The organism is Erwinia pyrifoliae DSM 12163, assembly GCF_000026985.1.
In the GTDB taxonomy this organism is placed as follows: Bacteria; Pseudomonadota; Gammaproteobacteria; order Enterobacterales; family Enterobacteriaceae; genus Erwinia; species Erwinia pyrifoliae.
On sequence record NC_017390.1, the window covers coordinates 1,728,369 to 1,755,224 of the forward strand.

Here is a 26,856-nt window from a genome sequence, read left to right on the forward strand (position 1 = left end):
ATCCTGTTGCGGTAAATACCAGCGGAACAGGCACAAAAAAGCCCGAACGTGAATTCGGGCTTTCTTTTTGAAGATGGTGGTGAGAGAGGGGGATCACTCGCTAATTACTCGTCTCATCCATGAGACTCGCCCTTCGGGCCGACGCAAGCGTCGTTCAAAAACGCTCCCGGCGTTTTTGTCCCTGTGCCCCGCCCTTCGGGCAGCCTGCGGCTGTGCAAAACGGCCGTCCTGCCGTTTTGTCGAACCCTGACGAGGGTTCTTCACTCCCTCTCTCATCCGGGGAATATGCACAAAAAAAGCCCGAACGTGAATTCGGGCTTTCTTTTTNAAGATGGTGGTGAGAGAGGGGTTCGAACCCTCGATACGTTGCCGTATACACACTTTCCAGGCGTGCTCCTTCAGCCACTCGGACACCTCACCAGTTTGCCGCCGCAATCAAATTGCTGACGTGCGCTAATGTAAGTAAATCGTCTGCGGCGGTCAACCGTCATTGCAGGAAATTATGCGCGTTTAGTCACTTTTAAAGCAGTTTGCTGATTTAACCATCATCAGTGCAGTTTTATCAAAGCATTAACGCAAATCTGTCTCCACCATTTTGACGAAGGGTGCATAACGGTCGGTTTATTTTGACTAGAAAATTGAGGTTAGCTGTGGATCGTACCGACCAGATACCGCAACAGCGGGCGATAACAGGAACCGGCGCGCTGTTCTTTATTCAAACCTTTGCCACCATGGGCTTTGCGGTACTCTATTCCAGCCTGTTGCTGTATGCCACCAAACGGCTCGGTTTCAGCGAAGGGCAGGCCAGTACCATGATGGGAGTATTTGGCGCATTCAACTACGGGCTGCACCTGTTTGGCGGCTATCTCAGCGGGCGTTTTCTTAGTAACCGTCATCTGTTTGTGCTTGGTATGGTATGACAAATTGTGAAAACGGTGATATGCCATCGGGTCGTGTTGATATCGATCGTGGCTATTGATAAATGGCAATGGGGATGGCGCTGTTTCAATGCCCTTGCAGGGCTTGATTCTTTTTTTATCGCCCCTCATACTTATGCGCATATCTCCGCGCGCAGCAGCAGGAGTTCAGTTACCTCTCCCCGTCACAGCACCAAAAGAAGCACCAATGTGTATCTGACGGCTTCACTGGTTGATAAAGCCCGTAGCATGGATATGAACCTCTCGGCTACGTTGGATAACCTTTTGACGCAAGCTATAGAAGCCAAAAAGTATCAACGGGAGAAAGAAAAAGAAGATCTGCAAACGATGAATGTCTTTATGGCACAAGCCGGAATGCTTACGGATGATGAGTATTTCGGCAGCTTGTAATGCCTCGGCAATTCGATGTGTATCGCAATCCATCGGTCAAAAAGAACAGGCTTTGGCCGTTTTATCTTATTATCCAGAATGATTATTTTGATGATTTAACCTCCCGGATCGTTGTTCCTCTGGTATCTGAACGTGACATTCATCTCAACCAGAAACGAATCACTCCCCAGGTCGTCATTCATAAAGAAGCTTATTATGTATTCACCCCGGCCATCACTTTTCTGGAAACAAAGAAAATCAACCCATCAAATTTCGTCTGCAGCCTGGCTTCATCGGGAAATGAAATTATCTCGGCCCTTTACGCCATCATCACCAATACCTGAATCTTTTCTGAAATACGCTGCCGCCTTACGCCCTTTTTGTGACATTGTCACGCGTAACTTCTTACGGAACTGAAAGACATGAATGAATTTTCCATTATCTGCCGCCTGCTTGGCTCGCTGTATAACCGCCCGCCGCAGGATGCGCTGCTGGCACCCCTGTTCACACTGCTGCGTGAAGGTAAGCTTCAGCAGCACTGGCCGCTGGAGCAGGACGAACTGTTAACTCGCCTGCAGCAAAACTGCGATCCGCAGCTGTTGGCAGACGATTACCACGCGCTGTTTGTTGGCAGCGAATGCAAGGTGCCGCCATACGGTTCGCAGTGGGTAAACGGTCCGCAAGAAGCCGACGTGCGGGCTTTTCTTAGCCAGCGCGGGATGCCGCTGACCGACGCGCCCACCGACCATATCGGCGCGCTGCTGCTGGCCTCCTCATGGCTTGAGGACCAGTCAGAAGCCGACGAGTATCAGGCGCAGGTCACGCTGTTTGACCGCTATCTGCTGCCATGGGCAGGCGCGTTTCTCGGTAAGGTGGAAGCGCATGCCGCCACCGCCTTCTACCGTACCCTGGCGGCAATCAGCCGTGAAGCGATTCAGGCGATGCGCGACGAACTGGCAGAAGACGTTGATGATGCAGGAGATAACTGATCGTCCTTAGTGAATTCAACGGCGGCGGAGGAGCGCGTGCATTTTCAGATTGCGCAGATTGATCACCGCCACCGCCGTGCCGGCAATCACCAGCAGTGAACCAGTGACTTTGAAAAGGTTCAGGCTGTCGCCCAATACGAAAACGCCCATCAGCACCGCCAGCACTGGGGTTAACAGCGAATAAGGCATGATCAGATTCACGTTATAGTGCTTCAGCAGGCTGTACCACAGCGAATAGGCGATAACGGACGAGGCGATGGCGCTGTACAGAATGGCAAACCAGCCACGCCACGAAGCGTGCATCAAAAGCGTAAGCTGGTGTGATTCGTTCAGCCACGAGGCGCATCCGACCAGCGGAATGGCAAACAGAGAAAGCCAGGCGGTCAGGGTCAACGGCGGGATCGACGGTGAGATTTTCACAATCAAATTGCTGGTCGCCCAGCCGCATGCGCTAAGCAGCAGCAGCAGCAGAACCCCCCAGCCCGGGATGGTCGGGCTGCCAGACAGCACCACCACGCCGCTCAGTGAAACCGCAATGCCCAGCAGTTGTACCAGCCGCAGCTTTTCTTTCAGCACCACCATCGCCAGCAGCATGGCAATTGGCGTGCCCAGTTGCACAATGACGGCTGCGGTTCCGGCATCGGTGTAGTTCAGGCCAACAAACAGCAGGGCGAAGTGCAAAAAGCCGAAGGTGAAACCCAGGGTGGCCAGATAAGGGATCTGCTGACGGGTCACGCGGGTAAAGGGCAGCAGAATAAGTGCCACAACCACAAAACGCAGGGTGATAAGCAGCAGGGGCGGCAGGTCGAGCAGCCCCCATTTAATCGCAATGTTATTGAATGCCCAGATGGACACCACCATTAAAATCAGCAAAAAATGACGCAATGCCACCGCAAAATCCTCAGTAAAACAAAGTTGTTTGGTTAATCCTGGCACGAAATGGCACCGGTGAAATGCCCTGAGCTGGGGTTTTTCCGCTAATGGATACTCAGTTGTTAAAAACAGCCGCGTAGCTGATGAACGCCCCCCTGGCGTACCTCGTCACTCTTTTTCGCTCTCGATGCTGATAGCGTACACGATCCCCCGCCGTGTGACGTCACGTTTTTCAGCGTCCTGTCCTGTATTCCTTTCGACAACGTCACAGTTCCTGCCGGGCGATCTGACATTCTCGCCGAGGTCGAATAGGTTAACTAAAGGTTAACTGATTGTAACCTTCAACCCGGCCACAGCGATCGATACGCTACAGGAGAATGACCATGCGCTATGCCCGTCCAGGCAATGATGATTCACTGATTATCCTTAAGCCCAGGTATGATAATTACATCAACGGGAAATTTGTTGCACCGGTTAACGGTGCCTGGTTCACCAATAGCTCGCCGGTAAACGGTTCGGTCATCGGCGAGTTCCCGCGTTCGGACAAAGAGGACGTTGAAAACGCGCTGGATGCCGCCCACGCCGCCGCCGATGCCTGGGGCAAAACCTCGGTTCAGGCGCGTTCGCTGGCACTGCTGAACATTGCCGACCGGATGGAACAAAATCTGCAACGGCTGGCGGTGAATGAAAGCTGGGACAATGGCAAACCGGTGCGTGAAACCCTCGCCGCTGACCTGCCGCTTGCCGTAGATCACTTCCGCTATTTTGCCGGCTGCCTTCGCGCTCAGGAAGGAGCAGCCACGGAGATTGATGAGTTCACCGCCGCTTACCATTTCCACGAGCCGCTGGGCGTAGTGGCGCAAATAATCCCGTGGAACTTCCCGCTGCTGATGGCGGCATGGAAACTGGCCCCCGCGCTGGCGGCCGGCAACTGCGTGGTGCTGAAACCGGCTGAACAGACGCCGCTGTCGATTACGCTGTTTGTTGAACTTGTCGCCGACCTGTTGCCAAAAGGCGTGCTGAACGTCATCCACGGTTTCGGGCGCGAAGCGGGGGAAGCGCTGGCTGCCAGCCCGCGTATTGCTAAAGTTGCCTTTACCGGATCAACCGCCACCGGCGGCCATATTCTTGAACTGGCGGCGAAAAACCTGATCCCGTCTACCGTTGAGCTGGGGGGTAAGTCACCGAACATCTTCTTCGCCGACATTATGCAGGCCGAGCCATCCTTTATCGAAAAGGCGGCTGAAGGGGTCGTGCTGGGCTTCCTGAATCAAGGGGAAGTCTGTACCTGTCCTTCACGCGTGCTGGTGCAGGAATCGATATATGAACCCTTTATGGCGGCGGTGCTGGAACGCATAAAAACCATCAAACGCGGCGATCCGCTGGATACTGATACTATGGTCGGGGCGCAGGCCTCGCAGCAGCAGTTTGACAAAATCCTCGCTTATCTGGAGATCGCAAGGCAAGAGGGCGCGCAGGTGCTAACGGGGGGAGAGGTGGAGAAACTGCCCGGGGATTTGTCCGGCGGTTATTACATCCAGCCAACGTTACTCAAGGGCAATAACCGGATGCGCGTGTTTCAGGAAGAGATATTCGGGCCGGTAGTGGGGGTAACTACCTTTAAAGATGAAGCGGAAGCGATTGCGCTGGCTAACGACTCGGTCTATGGCCTGGGCGTAGGCGTCTGGACGCGCGATATTAACCGGGCGTACCGCGTCGGGCGGGCGATCAAAGCCGGACGCGTCTGGATCAACTGCTACCATCTTTATCCGGCACACGCGGCATTTGGCGGCTATAAAAAATCCGGTATCGGGCGTGAAACCCATAAAATGATGCTCGATCACTACCAGCAGACCAAAAATCTGCTGGTTAGCTATAGCGTACAGCCGCTCGGTTTCTTCTGAAAACGGGTCTTTACGGGCCGGATTGGCGGCCCGTTGCCGTATTCAGCCCTGCCATCATTACTCTTTCCTGTAGCGCTGAAAATTGCTGACTTATGCCGTTTATGGCACGGTGTTTTTTAGGTTGTACAGACAAGCGTGCACCACCTGATACGCACAAAATAGCCTCATCCACCTCGGGCTGTGGCTGTTCCTCCAGACAAGGAGTTGGTTATGTCCTTCAGTTCCACTTCGTCATCGGCTGAGCCGCAGTCACGGCGACTGATCGAAAGCCGCACGATTGATTATATCCCCGATGCCGAGCGCCATGGCCGGGTATTCAGCCAGTTCACCCTGTGGTTCGGCGGGAATTTACAGATCACCGCCATCGTTACCGGCGCGCTGGCGGTGGTGCTGGGGGGCGATGTGGTGTGGTCGCTGGCAGGGCTGCTGGTGGGGCAACTGATCGGCGCGGTGATTATGGCGCTGCATGCCATCCAGGGGCCGCGCCACGGCCTGCCGCAGATGATCACCTGCCGGACGCAGTTCGGCATCTACGGTGCCGCGATCCCGCTGGTGCTGGTGTGCATGATGTACGTCGGTTTTTCCGCTAGCGGCACGGTGCTGGCCGGCCAGGCGCTGGCCCACCTGGTCAACGTCAGCGACCGCAGCGGGATGATGATATTTGCACTGATTATCATTATGGTGGCCATAGCTGGTTACCGTGTTATCCACGCGCTGGGGAAGGTCGCCAGCGTGGTTGGCGTACTGGCGTTTGTCTATCTGTTTGCCCGCCTGCTGCTGGAAAACGATCTCAGTGGGCTGTGGGATAACCGCCATTTTTCACTGCCGATGTTTTTGCTGGCGGTGTCGCTCGCGTCCTCCTGGCAGATCGCCTTCTGCCCCTATGTATCTGACTACTCACGCTATCTGCCGCGCACGGTATCGGCGCACAGAACCTTTCTGGCGGTATTCAGCGGTAGCGTGCTGGGCGCGCAATCATCAATGACGCTGGGGGTGATGGCGGCGGGGCTGGCCGGAAGTGCGTTCTCCGGTCATGAAGTGGGTTACATCGTCGGGCTGGGTTCCAGCGGAATGATGGCGCTGGTGCTCTATTTTGCCATCTGCTTTGGCAAAATAACCTTCACCACCCTGAACGCTTACGGCAGCTTTATGTCACTGGCGACCATTGTGTGCGGCTTCCGCCAGCGCGCTGCGATTAGCGAAGGTATGCGGATGCTGTTTATTGTGCTGATGGTGCTGATCTCCTGTGGCATTGCCATGCTGAGTCAGCCTTCATTTCTCAAGTCCTTTACTCATTTCCTGTTGTTCCTGCTGGTTTTCTTTGTGCCCTGGAGTGCGATCAACCTGACGGACTACTATTTTGTCACGCGCGGGCAGCTGGACATGGCGGCGCTAAGCGATCCTGACGGGTGTTATGGCCGCTGGAATGGGGTGGGGATGAGTACCTACGCGCTGGGCGTGCTGGTTCAGCTGCCGTTTGTCGCTAACGAATTCTACCAGGGCGCGCTGGTGGGATGGTTTGCCGGCAATGATATTTCGTGGCTGATTGGCTGGGTATTTACCGCATTGTGCTGGCTTGCCGTTAGCCGTTGGCGCGGAGAAGCGGTGGTGTGCTCCACCAGGTAGCCAGCGCCGGACCTCGTATTCGCATCCTGAAATATCCTGTAGCCTGACGGCAGCGCGAGCACCATGTCCCGCTGCCGTACAGCGTGATAAGGATTAAACAGATAAATATCCCTTACTTTTATTGGCAATAAACCGCCGGCAACGGAGAGCGGAGGTTGTCATCGACAGTCTTATTTCTCACTGCATCCTCGCTATTCAGTACCTATAGGGTAGGGCTGTATGACGGAGCCGACCCTCTGAAAAAGGCCGCCAATTTAGTGCCGGAACAGACAGGTAACGCGTTTTTCCCGCGTGTCGGTCACCTGTTCCATAAAGACCGCGCTATGGCGGTTGCCGCCACGCGTAAAAGCATCACTTGCTCATTTTTGAACAGCCTGTCTATTGTGGTGTTTACCTTTTTCTTTGCAGGCTATGTGGTGCGCATCCTGCTGGGCGAGGCGTTTCATGATTCTGCCAATGTTCTGCGGGTGGCCGTCTGTGGCTTTATCTTCGGCAACGTTTGCTATCCTGCCGGATGACAAATCCTTATCCCGCACGGGCTGGCAAAGCAGCGTATGCATGTGATGTTTATCGTTTGGCTGATCAATATTCCAGTTTGCTACCTGCTGGCATGGCACTAGGGTGCTATCGGAGCCGCCAGCTCTCTGGTGCTGTCAGAGTTTCTGGTGTTCCCTGGCATTCTGCGCATTATGATTAAGTACGATCTGTTGAAACCTGTCTTGCCGAACCGCCGCAGTTTAAGCAGCCAGGCAAGCAACAGGGGTAAGCATGGGGTTACTGGCGGCTGCGGCGTGCCTGACGCCAGTTAAGTAGCGGCGTCACCGAGATGCCGTGCACGACGACGCTGGCGACGATCAGGGTGAAAGCCATATCGGCCATGCGCGTTGCCTCTGCGCCAGCCAGCCCGTGGGTGTAAGCCCAGGCAATGTAGTTAATACTGCCGATACCGCGTATGCCCAACCAGCCAATGGTGGCTCGCTGCAGGCCGGGGGTTTTCATGCCTGCTGTGGCAAGCCATACCGACAGCGGGCGGATGACCACAAACAGCAGCGCGGCCAAAAGCAGTCCATTCGGGTTCCAGTGCTGCGCGAGGGTGATGCCCAGCACGATAATAATGGCGGCGGCGAACAGGCGCTCAATAGTGTCGCCAAAAGACAGCGCATCGCTCACCACCAGCCCGGCGGAACTGGCCGGATTGGTCTCTTCAAACGCATGTCGGGCGTTGGGATTGACCAGTTCCTCGGCCGGTGGATGCGGGTTACCTTGCTGATAGTCCTGGTAAGGAAAACGCCGCACTACGCCAATTTCTGCGCGTCGCAGCCCGACACCGGCTGCAAACGCCGCGAGAAAACCGGAAGCATCCAGCGCCTGGGCCGCCGCATAGCTGAGGGCGATCAGCGCCAGCGCCAGAGAGTCGTTGGGGGCGACATCCTGCTGGGTATGACGCAGATACGTGGCATACTGCCCGATGAGCCGACCAAGGACAAAACCGATCGCGCTGCCGCCGACGACTGCCCACAGCACATCAACCAGCGCCCAGTGGCTGAAGAAGGCCCAGGACATTTCGCCACTACCGGTTAGCAGTGCCATCGCCAGCATCAACAGCGGCAGGGCGGTGCCGTCGTTCAGCCCGGCCTCACTCGACAGCGAAACGCGCAGATTATCACTATCACTGGCATCATTGACTGAAATCAGACTGGCGAGCACCGGGTCGGTTGGCGCAACGATAGCGCCAAACGCCAGCGCCAGCGGCCAGGAAAACCCGGCCAGCAGATGCGCGGCCAGCGTAACGCCCGCCACCGTCAGCAACATGGCGGGAAACGCCAGCCGCAAGCCCATGCGCCAGCCCGGGTCGTTAAGCGGCAACCGCAGTTTTAGCCCGGTAATAAACAGCGACGCGGCCATGGCGATTTCGGTCAGGTTTTTGGCAAGCTCAGCATGGTCTGCGATATCAACGTGTAATAAATCCAGCACCCACGGCCCGCAGACAATACCGGCAAACAGGTAGAGTGCGAATCCCGTTACCGGTCCCCGGCTAATCCATCCTGATGCCAGAGAGATCAACAACAGTAAGCCACCGGTAGCGGCGGTCCAGCCTAAAAACGCCATCATCACTCCTGAATCGATTTTTTTATCTGCTCAGTATGGACGGAATATGGGGAAAGGCTGCCGCCGTCTGCCATTTTTTTCGCGTCATCAGTGATCAATCCGTGTGGCGCGCAGCCAGCGCCAGCGTCTTCAGCTGGGCAGTCAGATGGTGGCGGGTACTTTCGTCGCTGATGGTGCCGTTCTCCACATCAATTCGGCTGCTGGCCTGGCCGATGAAAATTTCCGGCTTATTCAACACCCGGGCATTGAGAAACACCATGCTCTGGCGCAGATGGTACTGAGCGCGCGCGCCGCCAATTGCCCCCGGTGAGGCAGTCTGAATAGCGACCGGTTTATTAGCGAAAGGATTTTCCGCCAGGCGTGACAGCCAGTCGATGGCATTCTTCAGCGCGCCCGGCAGCGAATAGTTATACTCCGGCGTGACAATAATCACGCCGTCGGCGGCGGCAATCGCATTTCCCATCGCCAGCACCGCAGCCGGGAAACCGTTTGCCTCAATGTCGGCATTGTAATGAGGAAAGTCGGCAATGGAACCCAGGGCATGGATTTCAATGCCTGGAGGAGCCAGCGCGGGCAGGCTGTTGGCTATCACGGCATTAAGAGAGGCCTGACGCAGGCTGCCCAGCAGGGTGACAAACCTAAGTGATTCTTTCTCAGACATGATGGTTTCCATAAATTAACAGAAAGTGGGTAAGGTTAATAAGGCGCCATTTGTTGCCCTCTTGCAAGGGGAACCGTGTTTTCAGGACGTACCAGGTGACACATTCTGTGCCGCCAGGGGCGGCAATTCATGCTGAAAGATTGTCATCTGATACCCTGGGGTATACTGTTAGCACACGATTTATTTCATCATCACCGGTGCCGATACCCGGTGGATGCCCCGCTAAAAAAGAGGTTGTTTTGTCCAGCTATTTTCCTATCCAGCGTCCACGACGCCTGCGTCATTCCGCTTCTCTTCGCTCTCTGTTTCAGGAAAACACCCTCAGTCTGAACGATCTGGCGCTGCCGATCTTTGTTGAGGAAGGCCTTGACGACTATAAGCCGATTGCTGCCATGCCGGGGGTGATGCGCATTCCGGAAAAGCGCCTGGCGTATGAGATTGAACGTATTGCCAAAGCGGGCGTGCGGTCGGTGATGACCTTCGGTATTTCTCACCATACCGATGCTGACGGCAGCGATACCTGGAACGAGAACGGGCTGGTGGCGCGTATGTCACGTATTTGCAAACAGACGGTGCCGGAAATGATTGTGATGTCCGATACCTGTTTTTGTGAGTATACCAGCCACGGCCACTGCGGCGTGCTGCATGACCACGGCGTGGATAATGACGCCACGCTAAAAAACCTTGGCAGGCAGGCGGTGGTGGCCGCCGCAGCAGGGGCTGATTTTATCGCGCCGTCGGCGGCAATGGACGGCCAGGTGGCGGCGATCCGTCACGCGCTGGATGCGGCTGGCTTTACCGATACCGCCATCATGTCCTATTCTACCAAGTTCGCCTCCTCCTTCTACGGCCCGTTCCGCGAAGCGGCAGGCACCTCGCTGAAAGGCGATCGCAAAACCTACCAGATGAATCCGATGAACCGCCGCGAAGCGATTCGTGAATCGCTGATCGACGAAGCGGAAGGGGCGGATGCGCTGATGGTTAAACCGGCGGGTGCCTATCTGGATATTCTGCGCGAAGTACGTGACCGCACCCAACTGCCGCTGGCGGCCTATCAGGTGAGCGGTGAGTACGCGATGATTAAGTTCGGTGCGCAGGCGGGTGCCATTAGCGAAACCGAAGTGGTGCTGGAAAGCCTGGGGGCGATCAAACGCGCCGGTGCCGATATTATTTTCAGCTACTTTGCTCTTGACCTCGCCGAGAAGAATATTCTCTGATCTGGCGTAGCCTTCACCGTTTTGCCCGCTTCAACGGACTTCAGGACGGCGATGATTTGGTGTTCGGTGAAGCGGGCTTTACGCATAGCGATCTCCTCCGGGGCAGCGTCAGTATGCCGGAAGATCTCTAATAGTGAACGGCACTATTATGCGGGATGGTGACATTGCTCAGAAAAAATGGAAAAAGCACCAAGCCGATGATTAACGCCAGAAGTGGTTTTGCCAAAGTTGGGTGCTCAATCAATTTGCTCCAGGCTTTTTACGGATGGTAGCAACTGTCGTGGTCAACAAAAATTGGCCACGGCTTTAGCGTTTTTCCAGAACAATCGTTCTGATTCATTCGGCGTCAAACCACCATTATATTGATAAGGTCTGAGCTGGCTGTCATATCCCGTAGTGTAGTTGGGCTGTTTTTTCTCACTATTGACATATTACCCACTCAATAGTTTACTATTTGTTATTTTGTTAAACCCAGGGTGATTGTATGTCATCAAAACTAAACTGGCTTTTGCAGAACACTGCGCCTGGCTCCTTGGTATTACAGTCCTGGTTGACAAAAAATGGTATTAGCCCTTCTTTAGCCAATAAGTATATGCATAGTGACTGGTTACAAAAGCTACGTGCCGGTGTATACGTGCGGAGTGGGCGTGAACCTCAGTGGAACGATGCCGTCTTATGCCTGCAAAATCAGCTGGGGATTTCTGTGCATCTGGCGGGGCTTACCAGCCTGACCTGGCAGGGACGCTCTCATTATCTTCACTTAACGCGCCAGGCAATTTGGCTTTACGTAGAAGACAAAGCTTCGTTGCCAAAGTGGTTCAAAGAATTTCCCAATGTCGAGTGGCTTTTACTTTCTAATCAGAAGCTCAATATGAATGACGAAAAGTATCTGACAGCGGTAGAAATTAAGGGTGAGCGGTTGAAAGCGAGTGTGCCGGAATTAGCTGCTTACGAGATTGCTAATGCAGTCCCTGGTTCGCTGTCATTTGAGCACGCTGCGGAGCTGTTTCAGGGGCTGGTAAACCTGAGTCCACGTAAAGTCGAAGTGTTGTTGCAATCCAGTCGAGCAGTGAAAACTAACCGCCTTTACCTGTTTCTGGCCGATCATTATGCTCATGCATGGGTTACGCGAATAGATAAAGCCAACATTGATTTAGGGGCCGGGAAACGGCAGATCGTATCTGGTGGCAAGCTGGATCTAAAATATCAGATCACTGTTCCAGCGAGTTTTGTTAGCAAAGGGATCTCACATGGATAAGCAATCACCTTATTATCGGCAAGTTGCGTTGCTGCTCAGCGCATTGCCTGTTGTGGCAGCAGAGCGATGCTTTGCACTAAAAGGTGGAACGGCTATAAACTTGTTTGTCCGTGATTTTCCACGTTTATCGGTTGATATCGATTTGGCTTACGTTTTGCTGGAAAGCAGAGATGTGGCATTGCCAAATGTTCGGGCTGCTTTGATGCGTATTGCTGAAATACTGCAACAACAGGCTGGCATTTCGGCGGTGCTACAAACGAATCATTCTGATGAAATGCGCATTGTGGTTTCTTCTCAGGAGGCACAGATAAAGATAGAAGTTTCGCCTGTTGCGCGAGGCACACTCTATCCCCCAGAAGAACGTGATATTGTTGAAGCGGTAGAGGACGAGTTCGGTTTCGCTACTATTCAGGTTGTATCGCTTGCCGATCTCTATGGTGGCAAGCTTTGTGCTGCGCTTGACAGGCAACATCCCCGTGATTTTTATGACGTCAAAATGCTACTCGAAACGCAAGGCATTGATCGCCAGATCTTTAATGGTTTCATCACCTATCTATTGGGACACCAACGCCCATTATCAGAGGTGCTTAATCCCCGCTGGAAAGATATTTCTGAGCTATATGCGAATGAATTTAACGGAATGACATTCGATGCGGTTTCTCTGGAAGAACTCAATGCGATACCCAACTTAATGGTTACTGCTCTCAAAGCACAATTCACGCAGCAGGATTATGATTTTTTGATGTCTTTCAAAAGTGGTCAACCGGACTGGAGTCTGGCTCCTGAAGATCAGATTCAGCATCTACCAGCGGTTAAGTGGAAGTTGCAAAATATTGGGTGCATACCAAAAGGTAAGCATATTCAGGCGTTGGCGAAGCTTGAGGCTGTTCTTGCCGAGTGGATAAAGTAGTTTAGAATTTAACATATACATTTACCTTTAGTGTCACTCCGTGGTCTTTTTTAAACTGATGTGCTCATCTGTCACGCATCACTTCGCCACGGGAAGGTCGGCATAGCGCGTGGTGTAAGCGGGGGAGAGCATCTCCCGCTTCATCTTCCAGGCCTTTTCTATCCCCTGGCCGGCAAACCAGACCTTGCCTTTACCCGAACGGTTTAAGCTGTCGATGGTTTGCATCAGCGCGGCGCTGTTCGCCCACACGCGCTGTTCATCAAACAGGTTAAGTTGCGAAACCCCGTTACTGTAGAAATCTGCCAGCATGACGCCGGCTTTCATATAGCGGTGCCCGTCTATCCAGATACGCGCCAGCGATTCGGTTGCGGCACGAATAATGTCACGCGTGTCATTTGACGGTGTCATCAACCGGGTGGACGCCTGGTTGCCGTAGTACACTTCATTGTCCGCATGCGGGCTGGTGCGCACAAACACGCTGATAAAACGGCAGAACTGCCGCTCACCACGCAGTTTTTCTGCGGCTCGCTCGGCATAGGCACAAACGGCCTGATGCACGTCTGAATATTGCGTCAGGCGGTTGCCAAACGAGCGGCTACAGACGATCTGCTGCTTAGTCGGAGCAAACTCTTCCAGCTCCAGACAGGGGTCACCACGCAGTTCACGCGCGGTCCTTTCCAGCACGACGTTGAAATGTTTCCTGATCACCCACAGCGAGCTTTCTGCCAGATCGAGTGCGGTCTCAATGCCCATCAGATTGAGCTTTTTACTGATACGCCGTCCAACGCCCCAAACGTCTTCCACTGCCACCAGCGCCAGTAGTTTGCGCTGGCGGTCAATAGAGGATAAATCGACAACGCCGCCGGTAGCCGGCCATTTTTTCGCTGCATGATTGGCCAGCTTCGCCAGCGTCTTGGTTTGCGCAATGCCTACGCCAACCGTCAGCCCGGTATTTCTTAGCACCTGATTGCGCATCTCATGACCAAAATCTGCAAGAGATACGCAATTGTTGACGCCAGTCAGATTAACGAAGGCTTCATCGATGGAATATATCTCAATGGCGGGAGCGATATCGGTCAGCGTCTGCATAACGCGTTCACTGAGGTCGGCATACAGCGCATAATTGGAACTGAATACGTGAATTTCAGATGGGTATGTATTATTTTTTATTTTAAAAAAGGGTTCCCCCATTTTTATGCCCAGTAATTTTGCCTCCGCAGATCGTGAAATCACGCAGCCATCGTTATTCGATACCACCACGACCGCTTTTCCCCACAGGTCGGGGCGAAAAACGGTCTCACAAGAAGTATAAAAGCTGTTCACATCGACCAGAGCAAACATGATTACTTATGCGCTTTCAGGGTAAAAGTGACCACGCCAAAGATTTCCAGCTCTTCTGCATTTTGGAATGAAATGGGCGGATAGTGAGGGTTATGCGGCACCAGCTGCAGAACCGGATGGGTACGCAGCTCCTTAACGGTAAACTCACCGGCGATGGCGGCCACCACGATATCGCCATGAACTGCGTTCAGCGAACGATCAACGATCAGCAAATCACCATCGCCGATCCCTGCTTCGCGCATTGAGTCACCGCTGACTTTGATAAAATAGGTGGCGCTTGGGTGCTTAATAGCGAGTTTATTCAGGTCGATGCGGTCTTCCACGTAATCCTGGGCAGGGCTGGGAAAACCACAGGGTACGCGCTCGGAGAACAACGGAAGTAGCAGGGGGCAATCAATGTCGAGCGGACGGATAAACGGCATAACGGCAACCTCAATATAACTGTATTTATATACAGTATCAGCGATTAACCGGAACGATCAAGCCACCCGCCAGAGAATTTCAGGAAGCATTTGAACAGGCACGGAATTTAACTTTTTACAGTGGATCAAAGCCTGACGATGGCGCGCCGCTGAAGGAGAGTGGCCGGCGGGCTAGTATCGCGCAATGCGTACGGTGATCACGATCGAGCTGATGGCAATCAGCGCCAGGAACACCCCTACGGCGATCATTGAGCTGAAACTAAACTGTTCGAATAACAGCAGGCCGGCCATACCTCCGCTCAGAAAGGAAACAATGGTCACCAGGTGAGTCACAAACTGCTGGCATGCGGCGGCTATCGGCTGTGAGCGGTCACGCTGGAACCAGGCGGTCAGTACGGAACCGAGAGCGATCCCCGCATCCGTCAAAGTGCCGGTAACGTGGGTGGAACGCACGCGGCCGTTAGACAGCTGGGTGGACGTGGCATTGTGGATCCCCATTAGAAAACCGAGGCAGACAATTGCCTCGCGGTTATTGCCGGCAGCATAAAAAAACGTTTCAAACGCCGACAGCAGCATCAACATCACCCCTTCAATCAGCAGAACAATACTGAATATCGTTCGCAGCTTATTCTTAATACCCCAGATCACTATCAGACGAGATGTTACGCAGCCGATAACAAAAGCGGTAAGAATTGCCAGCAAAAATTTCAGATCCCTGATGTCGACGTTGGAGACCTCGGAGGATAATTGTGCAGCATTGCCGGACATATGCGATGGGAAAATACCGAATGCCCCCAACGCCATTGCATTCAGCAAGCCGGCGCTGGTGGCCAGTACCAGCGCCAGGTAACGGTCTTCAGCGTGCGTTCTTTCACGCTTTCTTTTAATCATCATGCGCAGCATTATCGCCCCTTATTGTTGCGGTTGGCGATCAGCCGGGCTGTTGCCAATTTTAACGCAATATAACGTTTTCACACAGGTTTAGTGAACATATGGGGAATGAATGCCAATATCTCAGACTGGTCTGAAAAATAGCGGTTTTTTTGCTTAAAAAGCGTGTAAAAAAAGCCCGGTTACTGGCGTTACGCATAATGTGTTTGGCCGCTGTGCAGAACCGTCCCGGTGATGCGCAGGCATGATGAAATGCGTTAGAGAGGCACAACGCAGAGCCACCGTAACGCCGTGAAGGGGGCGCGATGGCGATGCAGATCCGGTGAAACAGCCCCGGGCAGGCAGGCTGCTATTCAACACGCTTCACCAGCCGGCAGGGTAGCGTTTATTGAAAACTGTTATACTGGCCTGTCAGTGCAGAAAGTATCAGCCCGCTGAAATCGCAGGTCAGTATCGTCGAATCAAAAAATAGAAAGGCTGAATCGCTTTGAACTGAATTATCTTTTTTATCATGGGGTTATTTTGCATTTTTTGGTTTTATCTGGAAATTATCCTATAATAAGCTGCGATGTTGTCCGCACTTAAGGGGTTGACATGGTGAGAAAAACCACGATCCTCTCATCGTCGTCTGACGGCATGCGCTTCTCTCTGTTTTACCGTTCAGCGCGCGCGGTTACCCTTTATGGCCTGCAGCATCTTTCCTAACTCGTGACTCAGGAGGAAGATGTGCCGATACCAACAGATTCCGTTCCCTCGTTGCAAGCCGCAACGGCCTATGCCTTTTTCTTTGATGTGGATGGCACTCTGGCAGCGATCCAGTCGCGTCCGGATGAGGTATCAATACCTGCTTCTGTGCTGGATGATTTGCAATGGCTGGCGCAGCATTGTGACGGGGCCGTCGCGCTGATATCCGGCCGCCCGATTGTCGAACTGGACGCTCTGGCAGCACCGCTGGTTCTGCCGATGGCCGGCGTGCACGGTGCCGAGCGCCGTGATGTTGACGGCAATATCACGCGCGTGGCGCTTGCCCCACATACTGTCAGTACATTGCAGCGGGAGCTGGAACAGGCCATCGCGTCGCTGCCGGGCGCTATGCTGGAGACGAAAGGAGCCGCATTTGCTCTGCATTACCGGCAGGCACCGCAGCATCAGCAGCAGATAGAGCAGCTGGCCGCCTCAATGATGGCGCGTTTTCCTGAGCTGGCGCAGCAGCCGGGAAAATGTGTGGTGGAACTGAAACCGCAGGATGTGAACAAAGGCGCCGCCATTAACCAATTTATGCAACTGCCTCCGTTTGCCTGTCGCGTACCGGTTTTCCTCGGGGATGATTTGACCGATGAAGCCGGTTTTAACGCGGTCAATGCCATCGGGGGCATCTCAATTAAAGTCGGTACCGGTTCCAGTGAAGCGCGGGGACATCTGGCCGATGTTAACGCGGTTTATCGCTGGCTGGTTCAGGCTCGAAAACAACTGGACAACGGCGCAAAAGCGTCGCTAAGGAGTCAAAGTTATGAGTCGCTTAGTAGTCGTATCTAACCGTATCGCCATTCCTGATGGCAGTAAGGGCAGTGCCGGGGGCCTGACTGTCGGCATCGTTGACGCGCTAAAAACAACCGGCGGCGTGTGGTATGGCTGGAACGGTGAGATAAATGAAATTGGCGAAGATGACGATGAAGTCAACATTCTGCAGCAGGGCGGCATTACCTATGCCTCTTTCGGCTTGAATCAGAATGATTATGATCTCTACTACCTGCAATTTTCTAATGCCGTACTTTGGCCAGCGTTTCATTATCGCCTCGACCTGGTCAACTTCCAACGTGAAGCGTGGGAAGGGTACCACCGCGTGAATTCGCTGCTGGCCCATCGCCTGCAGCCGCTGCTGAAAGAGGATGATATCCTGTGGATCCATGATTACCATCTGCTACCCTTTGCCGCTGAACTGCGCAAGCTGGGCGTGACCAACCGCATTGGTTTTTTCCTGCACATTCCCTTTCCCACCCCGGAAATCTTTACTGCGCTACCGCCCCATGCCGAGCTGTTGCAGATGATGTGTGAATACGATTTGTTGGGCTTCCAGACGGAAAGCGACCGCGTCGCGTTTATCGAATGCATATCGTCACTCACCTCGCTGCAAAGCGATGGCAAACAGCATCGGGCTTTCGGCCATGCCTTTGCCACTGAGGTCTATCCGATTGGCATTGAACCCGACAGTATTAAAGAAATGGCCGAAGGCCCGCTGCCGCCGAAAATGGTGGCAATGAAGAGAGATCTCGGCGACGCACAGAATATTATCGCCTGTGAACGGCTGGATTACTCCAAAGGGTTACCGGAACGCTTCCTCGCCTATGAGGCGCTGCTGGAGCATTACCCGCAGCACCACGGCAAAATCCGCTATTCGCAGATTGCCCCCACCTCGCGTGGTGATGTGCAGGCTTACCAGGATATCCGTCACCAGCTGGAAACTGAAGCTGGGCGAATTAACGGTAAATATGGCACCTTAGGCTGGACCCCGCTCTACTATCTCAATCAGCATTTTGATCGCCGGCTGTTGATGAAAATCTTCCGCCTGACCGACATCGGACTGGTGACGCCATTGCGTGACGGCATGAACCTGGTGGCAAAAGAGTATGTTGCTGCTCAGGATCCTGACAATCCTGGGGTTCTGGTGCTGTCGCGCTTTGCCGGAGCAGCAAACGAGCTGACCTCTGCTCTGATCGTCAACCCGTACGACCGTGATGACGTGGCTGCGGCTCTGCATCGTGCTTTAACGATGCCGCGCACTGAACGCATCGCACGCTACAACGACATGATGGCGGTTCTGCGCCAAAATGATATCACTCAATGGCGCGAAAGCTATCTGCAAGATTTACTGTCAGTGACACCGTCACGCATATTGGCTGATAACGAAAAGTCTGCGAGCCACCTGTCAAAACTGGCCTGATTATAGAGGGGGGCCTGAATCAGGCCCATCTTTATATGTACCCCACCTCAGTTCCCCCCACGATCCCTTCACCAGCCGGTGAAGGTTGACATTATCTTACGCTTTACCGATGGCAAGCGGCGAGAAAACACCTCGTAAAGCATAAAGTTTGCACAAAAAGGGCATTTCGCTAAAGGTTCCCACGTTACTGCTGATGCTCATATCAGATAATCCAATGGTTTTGCCTAAAACATTTGCATCGCTTATGTAACACTCGTTTACAGCTGTTGTTATTCGCTAAACGAACGGTGTTATCTGCTGACAAAACGCTATCAATTCCTGTTGAAAACCTGCGATATATCACACTTCTGACAAGGTTTTCCGATCGATTACCCACCGTGAGTGATTGATCCATTACTACTGCTATGATGCGTTTGTATGGTGATAAATTTCTTAACTATCAAATATATTGACTTTTTTATGCTGCATAAATGCGTCTTTTGTAGTTTTTTTTATCATTGAATTTGTCGGGAGGTATTCAGTGACCGGTCATAATTATTAAAAGGACTAAAATTTCCAAAAAAAATCATTAATGATTAGTTAGTGAGCTAATCAACAGTGTTTCTGATGGTTTTTTAAGAAATAATTTTAGATAAAGTGTGATCTGCATCACACTTTATCTAAAATTGGGGTTGCCTCACGTTGTATGTCTAAATCAGAGGGGATAGAGTTGCCTTGCTTTAGGAATAGTCCTAGTAGAATGTAACAAGAAGTGATGAAGGAAGAAGTCAGGGAAGAAAAGGCTCAGGAATAGCCGCTGGCAAAATGAGTCTATAATTATCCCTGGCCTGGTTTCTCTGCATACTAAGAAACAAGTCAGCTTTAGCTCATCTTTGGCTCCTGCCACTAATTATTTTGCCATCTTTAGATCTACCAACCAGCAACCAGGTAGCGGTATCCACCGCACACGTTAAAAGTAGTGCCAGTCAGGATGGAAAAATGGGTACATCAGAATTACTCAAACATATTTACGACATCAATTTGTCTTACTTATTGCTTGCACAACGAATAATTAATCAGGAAAAAGCCTCGGCGATGTTTCGCCTGGGTATTGACGAAGCAATGGCTGATGCTTTGGCAAGGCTGACATTGCCAGAAATGGTTAAACTTGCCGAGACTAACCAACTGGTTTGTCAGTTCCGTTTCAACGACCACCAGTCAATCAGTCGCTTAACCAAGGAGTCACGGGTGGAGGACCTGCAGCAAATCCATACCGGTATCCTGCTATCCAGCCGTTTGTTGCGTGACGTAACGAAAGAACAAGAGACGCCGAAAAAAAGGGCCGCCAGTTAATGAGCGAAAAAAGCATTGTTCAGGAAGCGCGTGATATTCAACTGGCAATAGAGTTGATCACTCTGGGCGCACGCCTGCAGATGTTAGAGAGTGAAACTCAGCTAAGCCGTGGCCGCCTGATTAAGTTGTACAAGGAGCTGCGTGGTAGCCCGCCGCCGAAAGGCATGCTGCCATTTTCAACCGACTGGTTTATGACCTGGGAGCAAAATATTCATGCTTCCATGTTCTGTAATGCCTGGCAATTTATGGTGAAGAGTGGGTTATGTCACGGTGTCAAGGCGGTCATTAAAGCCTATCGACTCTATCTTGAACAGTGCCCGCAACAGGACGAAAGCCCGCTACTGGCGCTCACGCGCGCCTGGACCCTGGTGCGGTTTGTCGAAAGCGGAATGCTGGAATTAACCGATTGTAAATGCTGTGGTGGAAGCTTTATCAGCCACGCACATCAACCGCGCGGAAGCTTCACCTGCAGCCTTTGCCAGCCACCTTCCCGGGCGGTAAAAAGACGTAAACTTTCGCTTGAAACTGCCGATAACAACTCACAACTGCTGGATGAACAGGTTAAACAAGCCGTTTAATCGCGTCTGCCACACGGAGTGAATCCAGCAGCGGTCTTTGACCGCTGCTTTTTTTTGCCCCGTATCTGGCGCACAGACCTGTCCAATTTCTGGCTCTCCTTTCACCCACACGTTTTGCAGCGTAAGGATTTATCTTGCTGATTATATTGGGTTATATCATTGTTCTTGGCTCGGTGTTAGGCGGTTACGCGATGGTAGGCGGCCACCTCGGCGCGCTCTATCAACCTTCGGAGGTGCTGATTATTGTCGGTGCCGGCGTGGGAGCCTTTATCGTCGGTAATAACGGCAAGGCGATTAAAGCAACGTTGAAATCACTACCGTTGCTGATGCGTGGATCAAAATATAACAAAGCCGTGTATATGGATCTGATGGCGTTGCTGTATCGGCTGATGGCTAAATCGCGCCAGCAGGGCATGCTGTCACTGGAGCGTGATATCGATAATCCACAGGAAAGTGAGATTTTCGCTAATTACCCACGCATCCTTGCCGATAAAAGACTGGTCGACTTTATTAACGATTATTTACGCCTGATGGTCAGCGGCAACATGAATGCCTTTGAAATCGAAGCATTGATGGATGAAGAGATCGAAACCTACGAACACGAGTGCGAAGTTCCGGCTATTGCGCTGGGCACCATGGGCGATTCTCTTCCGGCATTTGGTATCGTCGCCGCAGTGATGGGCATTATCCATACGCTTGCCGCCGCCGACCGACCGGCCGCCGAGCTTGGTGCGCTGATCGCCAATGCGATGGTAGGAACCTTCCTGGGTATTCTGCTGGCTTACGGTTTTATCTCACCGCTGTCGGGCGTGCTGCGCCAGAAATGCGCAGAGAACACCAAGATGATGCAGTGCATTAAGGTCACGCTGCTATCCAGCCTGAACGGTTATGCCCCGCAGATCGCGGTGGAATTTGGCCGTAAGACGCTGTATTCAACCGAACGACCTTCGTTTATCGAACTGGAAGAGCATGTACGCAATGCGAAATCTCCACAACAGACATCGGAACAGGACGCATGAAGCATAACGGTCGCCCCATTGTGCTGGTAAAGCGGAAAAAGTCGCATAAGCATGTCGGCTCGCACGGCTCATGGAAAATTGCCTACGCCGACTTTATGACGGCGATGATGGCTTTTTTTTTGGTGATGTGGCTGATTTCTATCTCCAGCCCTCAACAATTGGTGCAGATTGCCGATTACTTCAAAACGCCGCTAAAGGTCGCGTTGACCGGGGGGCAGCGCAGCAGCGATAGCAGCAGCCCAATCCCCGGCGGGGGACGGGATCCGACGGAGAAGATCGGTGAAGTGCATAAAGTCGCCGATTTGGATAAACAAAAAAGTAAGCTGGATGAAATTCGTCTTAACCGGCTGCGTGAAAATCTGGACCAGCTGATTGAAGCGGATCCACGACTGCGCGCCCTGCGTCCGCACCTGATTATTAACATGGTGCAAGAAGGGCTACGTATTCAGATTATTGACAGCCAGAACCGCCCGATGTTTAAAACCGGCAGTGCTGAGGTGGAATCGTATATGCGCGATATTTTACGCGCCATCGCACCGATTCTGAATCAGATCCCTAACCGTATTAGCCTCGCCGGCCATACCGATGATTTCCCGTACCCAGGGGGGGAACGTGGCTACAGTAACTGGGAACTTTCGGCTGACCGCGCTAACGCTTCACGCCGTGAACTGGTTGCCGGGGGACTGAACAGCGGCAAGATGCTGCGGGTGGTGGGGATGTCTGACACCATGAAATTAAAGAACCGTGGTGCTAACGATGCGGTAAACCGACGTATCAGTCTGCTGGTCTTGAACCATGATACACAAGCGCAGATAGAGCGGGAAAATGCTGAGAGTGATGCGATAGAAATTAAAGATACTAATAGCCTTAATGAGATAGCGGCACCGGAAGTCCCTTCCGTTACCAGTAAAAAACAAGACCCTCAACTCTCACAGGCTGAGCCTGGTGGTGCCAGCGCGGCAGTAACTTCGTTACCTGCTGCAACGGCACCGTCTGCCCAGACCGAGCGCGACTCACAGCCGAGGTAATACCGTGAGCATGGATATCAGCGATTTTTACCAGACGTTCTTTGATGAAGCCGATGAATTATTGGCTGACATGGAACAACACCTGTTGGTTCTTGACCCACAGGAACCCGATTCGGAACAGCTAAATGCTATTTTCCGCGCGGCCCATTCCATCAAAGGCGGGGCCGGAACATTCGGTTTTACTGTATTACAGGAAACCACGCATATTCTGGAAAATATTCTCGATGGTGCGCGCCGTGGCGAAATGCCGCTTAGCACCGATATCGTCAACCTGTTTTTGGAAACTAAAGATATTATGCAGGAACAGTTAGATGCCTATAAAACCAGCACAGAACCCGATGCTGCGGCCTTTGAATACATTTGCCAGGCACTGCGCCAGCTGGCGCTGGAAGCGAATGGGGAAGCGCCAGCAGCGGGCGTGGAGTCTGCGTCCGTTACCGCCAGCGGTCTGCACATCAAGCTGAGCGGCCTGAAGGTGAACGAAGCCGATCTGATGCTGGAAGAACTGGCTAATCTCGGTACGGTCTCTGCGGTGGTAAAGGGGGAAAGCTCCCTGGAAGCCATGCTGGAATCATCGGTCGGCAGAGACGATATCATCGCGGTATTGTGCTTTGTCATTGACGAATCGCAGATTCATTTTCCGCAAACGGAAGCGCTGAATAACGTTACGGCTGCGCAAAACGTGGAAGCCGTACCGGCAGCGCCGCAACCGGCAAGCGTTAGCGAAAGCGCGGTACCTAAACGTGAAACGGCGAAAAAGTCAGCGGCGAAGGGCAGCGAATCGAGCAGTATTCGCGTGGCGGTCGAAAAGGTCGATCAGCTGATTAACCTGGTGGGTGAACTGGTGATCACCCAGTCAATGCTGGCCCAGCGATCGGGCGCACTCGACCCGGTACATCATGGCGACTTGCTGAACAGCATGGGCCAGCTGGAACGCAATGCCCGCGACTTGCAAGAATCGGTGATGTCAATCCGCATGATGCCGATGGAGTATGTCTTCAGCCGCTTCCCGCGTTTGGTTCGCGACTTGGCCAGTAAGCTGGGTAAAGAAGTGGAGCTGACCCTGCTGGGAAGTTCAACTGAACTGGATAAGAGTCTGATCGAGCGCATCATCGATCCGTTAACGCACCTGGTACGAAACAGCCTCGATCACGGCATCGAGTCGCCGGATAAACGCGTCGCTGCCGGTAAGACTGCGACAGGTAATCTGACGCTTTCAGCCGAACATCAGGGCGGTAACATCTGCATCGAAGTGACCGATGACGGAGCGGGTCTTAACCGTGAACGTATTCTGGCTAAGGCATTATCCTCCGGTCTGCCGGTCAGTGATGCCATGAGCGACGAAGAAGTCGGCATGCTGATTTTCGCTCCGGGTTTCTCCACCGCCGAGCAGGTGACCGATGTTTCCGGTCGCGGCGTGGGTATGGACGTAGTGAAACGTAACATCCAGGAGATGGGCGGGCACGTTGAAATATCCTCGAAGCAGGGCAAAGGTGCCACCATCCGCATCCTGCTGCCGTTGACGCTGGCAATCCTTGACGGCATGTCGGTTCGCGTGGCGAACGAAGTCTTTATTCTGCCGCTGAATGCGGTGATGGAATCGCTGCAACCGCAGGCGGAAGACCTGAAGGCGCTGGCAGGCGCTGAACGCGTACTGGAAGTACGCGGCGAATATCTGCCGCTGGTCGAGCTGTGGAAGGTTTTTGACGTGCAGGATGCCAAAACCGAAGCGACTCAGGGGATCGCCGTCATCTTGCAGAGCGCGGGCAAACGCTATGCGCTGCTGGTCGATCAGCTGATTGGCCAGCACCAGGTGGTGGTGAAAAACCTGGAAAGTAATTATCGCAAAGTACCGGGCATCTCCGCCGCCACCATCCTTGGCGATGGCAGCGTGGCGCTTATCGTCGATGTCTCAGCATTGCAGTCTCTGAACCGTGAAAAGCGTGTGGCGGGAGCCGCAGCCTGACAATAACTGATTAAGGGTAGAATTATGACTGGGATGGCTACTGCCACCAAACTCGCCGGCGAAACCGTGGGACAGGAGTTTCTGGTGTTCACGCTGGGTGAAGAAGAATACGGGATTGATATCCTCAAAGTGCAGGAGATCCGTGGCTACGATCAGGTTACCCGCATCGCCAATACCCCGGCGTTTATTAAAGGCGTGACCAATCTGCGCGGCGTTATCGTGCCGATCATCGATCTGCGGATTAAATTTGCCCAGCCTGATGTCGACTATAACGACAACACCGTGGTGATCGTGTTGAACCTCGAACAGCGCGTGGTGGGTATCGTGGTGGATGGGGTGTCCGACGTTCTCTCGTTGACCCAGGACCAGATCCGACCTTCACCGGAGTTCGCCGTAACGATGTCCACCGAGTACCTGACCGGACTGGGCGCGCTGGGCGAGCGGATGCTGATTCTGGTCGATATCGAAAAACTGCTCGGCAGCGAAGATATGGCGTTGATGGACAGGCTGCGCAGTTCATAAGGCTTAGTGCGTTCAGGATCCCACCGGGCAGATCGTTGATCTGCCCTTTTTTTACCCGGCAGGCGTGATGTCAGCCAGCCTCTGTGCGCCGAATTTTAGTGACCCTGTTGGTAAAGAGGGTCGTCTGCTAACCGGTTTCCGGTGTTATTACATTATTTTAATCAAAGGTAAATTATGTTCACGCGTATGAAAGTCGTCACCAGCCTGATCCTCGTTCTGTTGATCTTCGGCATGTTACAGCTGGTGTCGGGCGGCCTGTTTTTTAAAGCGCTAACCCAGGACAAAGAAAATTTTGCGTTATCGGACCTGTCCAGTGAAAACGTCACCCAGTTTACCGACGCGTGGATTGCGCTCAACCAGACGCGCATTGTGCTGAACCGTGGCATGTTGCGTATACAAAGTGATGCCGCCAACGCGGGCAGCAACGCCTCGCTGGCGGAGTTAAGCGTGCGGGCGAAACAGCTGTTGGCTACTGCCAAGACCTACTACGCTACCTACAAAGTAACGCCGGACATGCCTGGTTTCGATCCCAAGGTGACGAAAGAGCTGGATGACGCTTATCTGAATTACAGCAGCGCGCTGCAAACCATGACGCAGCAGATGGATAACAGACAGCTGGATGCCATGTTCAGGCAAAATATCGAACAGAAGCAGATGGCGACGCAAGTTGCTTATACCAAATGGCGCGACTTGATGAATCAGATGGTAAAGGACGGGGCTAAACAGAGCCAGCAGGCCTATGATCATATGCTGTGGGCGATCGCCGGCCTGCTGACGCTGGTAGTAATGCTTATCGTGCTGTGCTGGTTTGTTCTGCGCAATATTCTTATCCGCCCGCTGCAGGCGACAATTGCGCATATCAGCCGTATTGCCGAAGGCGATCTGACGCACAGCATTGAAGTAAACGGTGATAACGAAATGGCACAGCTTGCGGGCAGCGTGAAGAATATGCAGCAGGCGCTGGTCAAAACCGTCAGCGTGGTGCGCGATGGTTCCGATGCAATTTATACCGGCGCCAGCGAAATATCTTCAGGTAATAACGATCTTTCGGCGAGAACTGAACAGCAGGCCGCCTCGCTGGAACAGACCGCAGCCAGTATGGAGCAGCTGACCGCCACGGTAAAACAGAACGCCGAAAATGCGCGTCAGGCATCAAAACTGGCGTTGACGGCATCAGAAACGGCGCATAAGGGCGGCAAAGTGGTGGATGGCGTGGTGAAAACCATGAGCGATATTGCCGGTAGCTCGAAGAAAATTGCGGATATTACCAGCGTTATCGACGGCATCGCCTTCCAGACCAATATCCTGGCGTTGAACGCGGCGGTAGAAGCGGCACGAGCGGGTGAGCAGGGACGAGGTTTTGCCGTGGTGGCGGGAGAAGTGCGTAACCTGGCGCAGCGCAGCGCTCAGGCGGCGAAGGAAATCAAAGGCTTGATCGATGACTCCGTGGCGCGTGTTGACAGCGGATCCGCGCTGGTAGGCACCGCCGGTGAGACGATGACCGATATCGTCAATGCGGTCACCCGCGTCACCGATATTATGGGTGAAATTGCTTCCGCCAGCGATGAACAGAGCCGGGGCATCGACCAGGTGGGAGAGGCGGTAAACGAAATGGACCGCGTCACCCAGCAGAACGCGGCGCTGGTGGAACAGTCAGCGTCGGCATCGGCATCGCTGGAGGATCAGGCCAGCAGACTGAAACAGGCGGTAGCGGTGTTCCGCATCACGCAGCAGCACCGCCCGGCTGCCCCCGCGCTGAAGCGTCCTGTGCTGAGCCAGGCGGCCATGCCCGAACGCTCGTCGCCCGCGCTCAGTGACAGCAACTGGGAAACTTTCTAACCACTTAGCTGCGGTCGACCGCCATAACGGGTCGACCGCAGAACTGACAGCAATCCTCTGTCGCTGAAAGTAAAATCAGCCTTCAGCCGTTTAAACAGCATCAACATCCCCGTCTGGCGGCCT

General features: G+C 53.2%; 24 protein-coding genes, 1 tRNA gene and 1 pseudogene. 19 read left to right on the top strand and 7 right to left on the bottom strand.

What is annotated here, in order from left to right; all coding sequences use genetic code 11:
• Positions 1-332 precede the first annotated feature (332 nt).
• Positions 333-420 (bottom strand) — tRNA-Ser (locus EPYR_RS07650).
• A 230-nt stretch (positions 421-650) separates the two neighbouring features.
• Here EPYR_RS07650 and EPYR_RS07655 point away from each other — a divergent pair.
• From EPYR_RS07655 to EPYR_RS07670, 4 genes and pseudogenes are all read left to right on the top strand, one after another.
• A pseudogene (locus EPYR_RS07655) lies at positions 651-917 on the top strand (MFS transporter); the annotation flags it as partial.
• Positions 918-1,061: 144 nt separating this feature from the next.
• Complete coding sequence (locus EPYR_RS07660) at positions 1,062-1,328, top strand: type II toxin-antitoxin system CcdA family antitoxin (protein ID WP_041474105.1); 267 nt, start codon at positions 1,062-1,064, stop codon at positions 1,326-1,328.
• A complete protein-coding gene (locus tag EPYR_RS07665; RefSeq protein WP_012667827.1) occupies positions 1,328-1,651 on the top strand; it encodes a CcdB family protein in 324 nt (107 codons plus the stop codon). Before EPYR_RS07660 ends, EPYR_RS07665 begins: the two co-directional genes overlap by 1 nt.
• A gap of 78 nt (positions 1,652-1,729) precedes the next feature.
• On the top strand, positions 1,730-2,296 hold the full coding sequence (locus tag EPYR_RS07670) for a TorD/DmsD family molecular chaperone (protein ID WP_012667828.1): 567 nt from the start codon (positions 1,730-1,732) through the stop codon (positions 2,294-2,296).
• 15 nt (positions 2,297-2,311) lie between these two features.
• Here EPYR_RS07670 and EPYR_RS07675 read toward each other — a convergent pair whose 3' ends face one another.
• A complete protein-coding gene (locus EPYR_RS07675) occupies positions 2,312-3,187 on the bottom strand; it encodes a DMT family transporter (protein ID WP_014538839.1) in 876 nt (291 codons plus the stop codon).
• Between the two features lie 365 nt (positions 3,188-3,552).
• Here EPYR_RS07675 and exaC point away from each other — a divergent pair, with 365 nt between their 5' ends.
• The 3 genes from exaC (at position 3,553) to EPYR_RS20310 (ending at position 7,217) form a co-directional block, all read left to right on the top strand.
• Positions 3,553-5,073, top strand: coding sequence for an acetaldehyde dehydrogenase ExaC (exaC, locus tag EPYR_RS07680; RefSeq protein ID WP_012667830.1), 1,521 nt, complete (start codon positions 3,553-3,555; stop codon positions 5,071-5,073).
• A gap of 210 nt (positions 5,074-5,283) precedes the next feature.
• The gene (locus EPYR_RS07685; RefSeq protein WP_012667831.1) at positions 5,284-6,699 is read left to right on the top strand and encodes a purine-cytosine permease family protein; all 1,416 of its coding nucleotides are present in this window, start codon (positions 5,284-5,286) and stop codon (positions 6,697-6,699) included.
• 155 nt (positions 6,700-6,854) lie between these two features.
• On the top strand, positions 6,855-7,217 hold the full coding sequence (locus tag EPYR_RS20310) for an MATE family efflux transporter (RefSeq protein WP_014538840.1): 363 nt from the start codon (positions 6,855-6,857) through the stop codon (positions 7,215-7,217).
• A 256-nt stretch (positions 7,218-7,473) separates the two neighbouring features.
• On the opposite strand, the gene EPYR_RS07695 is transcribed toward EPYR_RS20310, so the two are convergent.
• Both EPYR_RS07695 and EPYR_RS07700 read right to left on the bottom strand, forming a co-directional pair.
• Complete coding sequence (locus tag EPYR_RS07695; protein WP_012667833.1) at positions 7,474-8,808, bottom strand: cation:proton antiporter; 1,335 nt, start codon at positions 8,806-8,808, stop codon at positions 7,474-7,476.
• A gap of 94 nt (positions 8,809-8,902) precedes the next feature.
• Positions 8,903-9,481 (bottom strand): NADPH-dependent FMN reductase, encoded by a 579-nt coding sequence (locus tag EPYR_RS07700; protein WP_012667834.1) that lies wholly within the window; start codon positions 9,479-9,481, stop codon positions 8,903-8,905.
• A 227-nt stretch (positions 9,482-9,708) separates the two neighbouring features.
• Between EPYR_RS07700 and hemB the strand changes: the two genes are divergently transcribed.
• From hemB to EPYR_RS07715, 3 genes are all read left to right on the top strand, one after another.
• A complete protein-coding gene (gene hemB, locus EPYR_RS07705) occupies positions 9,709-10,686 on the top strand; it encodes a porphobilinogen synthase (RefSeq protein WP_012667835.1) in 978 nt (325 codons plus the stop codon).
• A gap of 484 nt (positions 10,687-11,170) precedes the next feature.
• Complete coding sequence (locus EPYR_RS07710; RefSeq protein WP_012667836.1) at positions 11,171-11,944, top strand: type IV toxin-antitoxin system AbiEi family antitoxin; 774 nt, start codon at positions 11,171-11,173, stop codon at positions 11,942-11,944.
• Positions 11,937-12,854 carry a nucleotidyl transferase AbiEii/AbiGii toxin family protein gene (locus EPYR_RS07715; RefSeq protein ID WP_012667837.1) on the top strand — a complete coding sequence of 306 codons (918 nt, stop codon included), beginning with the start codon at positions 11,937-11,939 and terminating at the stop codon, positions 12,852-12,854. Before EPYR_RS07710 ends, EPYR_RS07715 begins: the two co-directional genes overlap by 8 nt.
• A gap of 78 nt (positions 12,855-12,932) precedes the next feature.
• On the opposite strand, the gene umuC is transcribed toward EPYR_RS07715, so the two are convergent.
• The 3 genes from umuC to EPYR_RS07730 all read right to left on the bottom strand — a co-directional run bounded on the left by umuC (position 12,933) and on the right by EPYR_RS07730 (position 15,520).
• Positions 12,933-14,195 (bottom strand): translesion error-prone DNA polymerase V subunit UmuC, encoded by a 1,263-nt coding sequence (gene umuC, locus EPYR_RS07720; protein WP_012667838.1) that lies wholly within the window; start codon positions 14,193-14,195, stop codon positions 12,933-12,935.
• 2 nt (positions 14,196-14,197) lie between these two features.
• Positions 14,198-14,617: a translesion error-prone DNA polymerase V autoproteolytic subunit gene (umuD, locus tag EPYR_RS07725; RefSeq protein WP_012667839.1), complete on the bottom strand. Its 420-nt coding sequence runs from the start codon at positions 14,615-14,617 to the stop codon at positions 14,198-14,200.
• A gap of 171 nt (positions 14,618-14,788) precedes the next feature.
• Positions 14,789-15,520: a YoaK family protein gene (locus EPYR_RS07730; protein ID WP_012667840.1), complete on the bottom strand. Its 732-nt coding sequence runs from the start codon at positions 15,518-15,520 to the stop codon at positions 14,789-14,791.
• A gap of 714 nt (positions 15,521-16,234) precedes the next feature.
• On the opposite strand from EPYR_RS07730, the gene otsB reads away from it, so the two are divergent.
• From otsB to EPYR_RS07775, 9 genes are all read left to right on the top strand, one after another.
• The gene (gene otsB / locus EPYR_RS07735; protein WP_012667841.1) at positions 16,235-17,044 is read left to right on the top strand and encodes a trehalose-phosphatase; all 810 of its coding nucleotides are present in this window, start codon (positions 16,235-16,237) and stop codon (positions 17,042-17,044) included.
• Positions 17,019-18,449, top strand: a complete 1,431-nt coding sequence (gene otsA, locus EPYR_RS07740; RefSeq protein ID WP_014538845.1) for an alpha,alpha-trehalose-phosphate synthase — start codon at positions 17,019-17,021, stop codon at positions 18,447-18,449. The genes otsB and otsA overlap by 26 nt, the downstream gene beginning before the upstream one ends.
• A 978-nt stretch (positions 18,450-19,427) precedes the next feature.
• Complete coding sequence (flhD, locus tag EPYR_RS07745) at positions 19,428-19,781, top strand: flagellar transcriptional regulator FlhD (protein ID WP_012667843.1); 354 nt, start codon at positions 19,428-19,430, stop codon at positions 19,779-19,781.
• Positions 19,781-20,359: a flagellar transcriptional regulator FlhC gene (gene flhC, locus EPYR_RS07750; RefSeq protein ID WP_012667844.1), complete on the top strand. Its 579-nt coding sequence runs from the start codon at positions 19,781-19,783 to the stop codon at positions 20,357-20,359. Before flhD ends, flhC begins: the two co-directional genes overlap by 1 nt.
• 134 nt (positions 20,360-20,493) lie before the next feature.
• Complete coding sequence (gene motA / locus EPYR_RS07755) at positions 20,494-21,378, top strand: flagellar motor stator protein MotA (RefSeq protein WP_012667845.1); 885 nt, start codon at positions 20,494-20,496, stop codon at positions 21,376-21,378.
• A complete protein-coding gene (motB, locus tag EPYR_RS07760) occupies positions 21,375-22,406 on the top strand; it encodes a flagellar motor protein MotB (protein ID WP_012667846.1) in 1,032 nt (343 codons plus the stop codon). The genes motA and motB overlap by 4 nt, the downstream gene beginning before the upstream one ends.
• Positions 22,407-22,416: 10 nt before the next feature.
• Positions 22,417-24,372, top strand: a complete 1,956-nt coding sequence (gene cheA / locus EPYR_RS07765) for a chemotaxis protein CheA (protein WP_012667847.1) — start codon at positions 22,417-22,419, stop codon at positions 24,370-24,372.
• A 24-nt stretch (positions 24,373-24,396) separates the two neighbouring features.
• Positions 24,397-24,894, top strand: a complete 498-nt coding sequence (cheW, locus tag EPYR_RS07770) for a chemotaxis protein CheW (RefSeq protein ID WP_012667848.1) — start codon at positions 24,397-24,399, stop codon at positions 24,892-24,894.
• A gap of 174 nt (positions 24,895-25,068) precedes the next feature.
• Positions 25,069-26,733: a methyl-accepting chemotaxis protein gene (locus tag EPYR_RS07775; protein WP_012667849.1), complete on the top strand. Its 1,665-nt coding sequence runs from the start codon at positions 25,069-25,071 to the stop codon at positions 26,731-26,733.
• Positions 26,734-26,856 lie beyond the last annotated feature (123 nt).

Coding starts and splice junctions, on each gene's coding strand:
- EPYR_RS07665 (WP_012667827.1), top strand. CDS start 1,328: ATGCCTCGGCAATTCGATGTGTATCGCAATCCATCGGTCAAAAAGAAC.
- EPYR_RS07670 (WP_012667828.1), top strand. CDS start 1,730: ATGAATGAATTTTCCATTATCTGCCGCCTGCTTGGCTCGCTGTATAAC.
- exaC (WP_012667830.1), top strand. CDS start 3,553: ATGCGCTATGCCCGTCCAGGCAATGATGATTCACTGATTATCCTTAAG.
- EPYR_RS07685 (WP_012667831.1), top strand. CDS start 5,284: ATGTCCTTCAGTTCCACTTCGTCATCGGCTGAGCCGCAGTCACGGCGA.
- EPYR_RS07695 (WP_012667833.1), bottom strand. CDS start 8,808: ATGGCGTTTTTAGGCTGGACCGCCGCTACCGGTGGCTTACTGTTGTTG.
- EPYR_RS07700 (WP_012667834.1), bottom strand. CDS start 9,481: ATGGAAACCATCATGTCTGAGAAAGAATCACTTAGGTTTGTCACCCTG.
- EPYR_RS07710 (WP_012667836.1), top strand. CDS start 11,171: ATGTCATCAAAACTAAACTGGCTTTTGCAGAACACTGCGCCTGGCTCC.
- EPYR_RS07715 (WP_012667837.1), top strand. CDS start 11,937: ATGGATAAGCAATCACCTTATTATCGGCAAGTTGCGTTGCTGCTCAGC.
- umuC (WP_012667838.1), bottom strand. CDS start 14,195: ATGTTTGCTCTGGTCGATGTGAACAGCTTTTATACTTCTTGTGAGACC.
- umuD (WP_012667839.1), bottom strand. CDS start 14,617: ATGCCGTTTATCCGTCCGCTCGACATTGATTGCCCCCTGCTACTTCCG.
- EPYR_RS07730 (WP_012667840.1), bottom strand. CDS start 15,520: ATGCTGCGCATGATGATTAAAAGAAAGCGTGAAAGAACGCACGCTGAA.
- otsA (WP_014538845.1), top strand. CDS start 17,019: ATGAGTCGCTTAGTAGTCGTATCTAACCGTATCGCCATTCCTGATGGC.
- flhD (WP_012667843.1), top strand. CDS start 19,428: ATGGGTACATCAGAATTACTCAAACATATTTACGACATCAATTTGTCT.
- flhC (WP_012667844.1), top strand. CDS start 19,781: ATGAGCGAAAAAAGCATTGTTCAGGAAGCGCGTGATATTCAACTGGCA.
- motB (WP_012667846.1), top strand. CDS start 21,375: ATGAAGCATAACGGTCGCCCCATTGTGCTGGTAAAGCGGAAAAAGTCG.
- cheA (WP_012667847.1), top strand. CDS start 22,417: ATGGATATCAGCGATTTTTACCAGACGTTCTTTGATGAAGCCGATGAA.
- cheW (WP_012667848.1), top strand. CDS start 24,397: ATGACTGGGATGGCTACTGCCACCAAACTCGCCGGCGAAACCGTGGGA.
- EPYR_RS07775 (WP_012667849.1), top strand. CDS start 25,069: ATGTTCACGCGTATGAAAGTCGTCACCAGCCTGATCCTCGTTCTGTTG.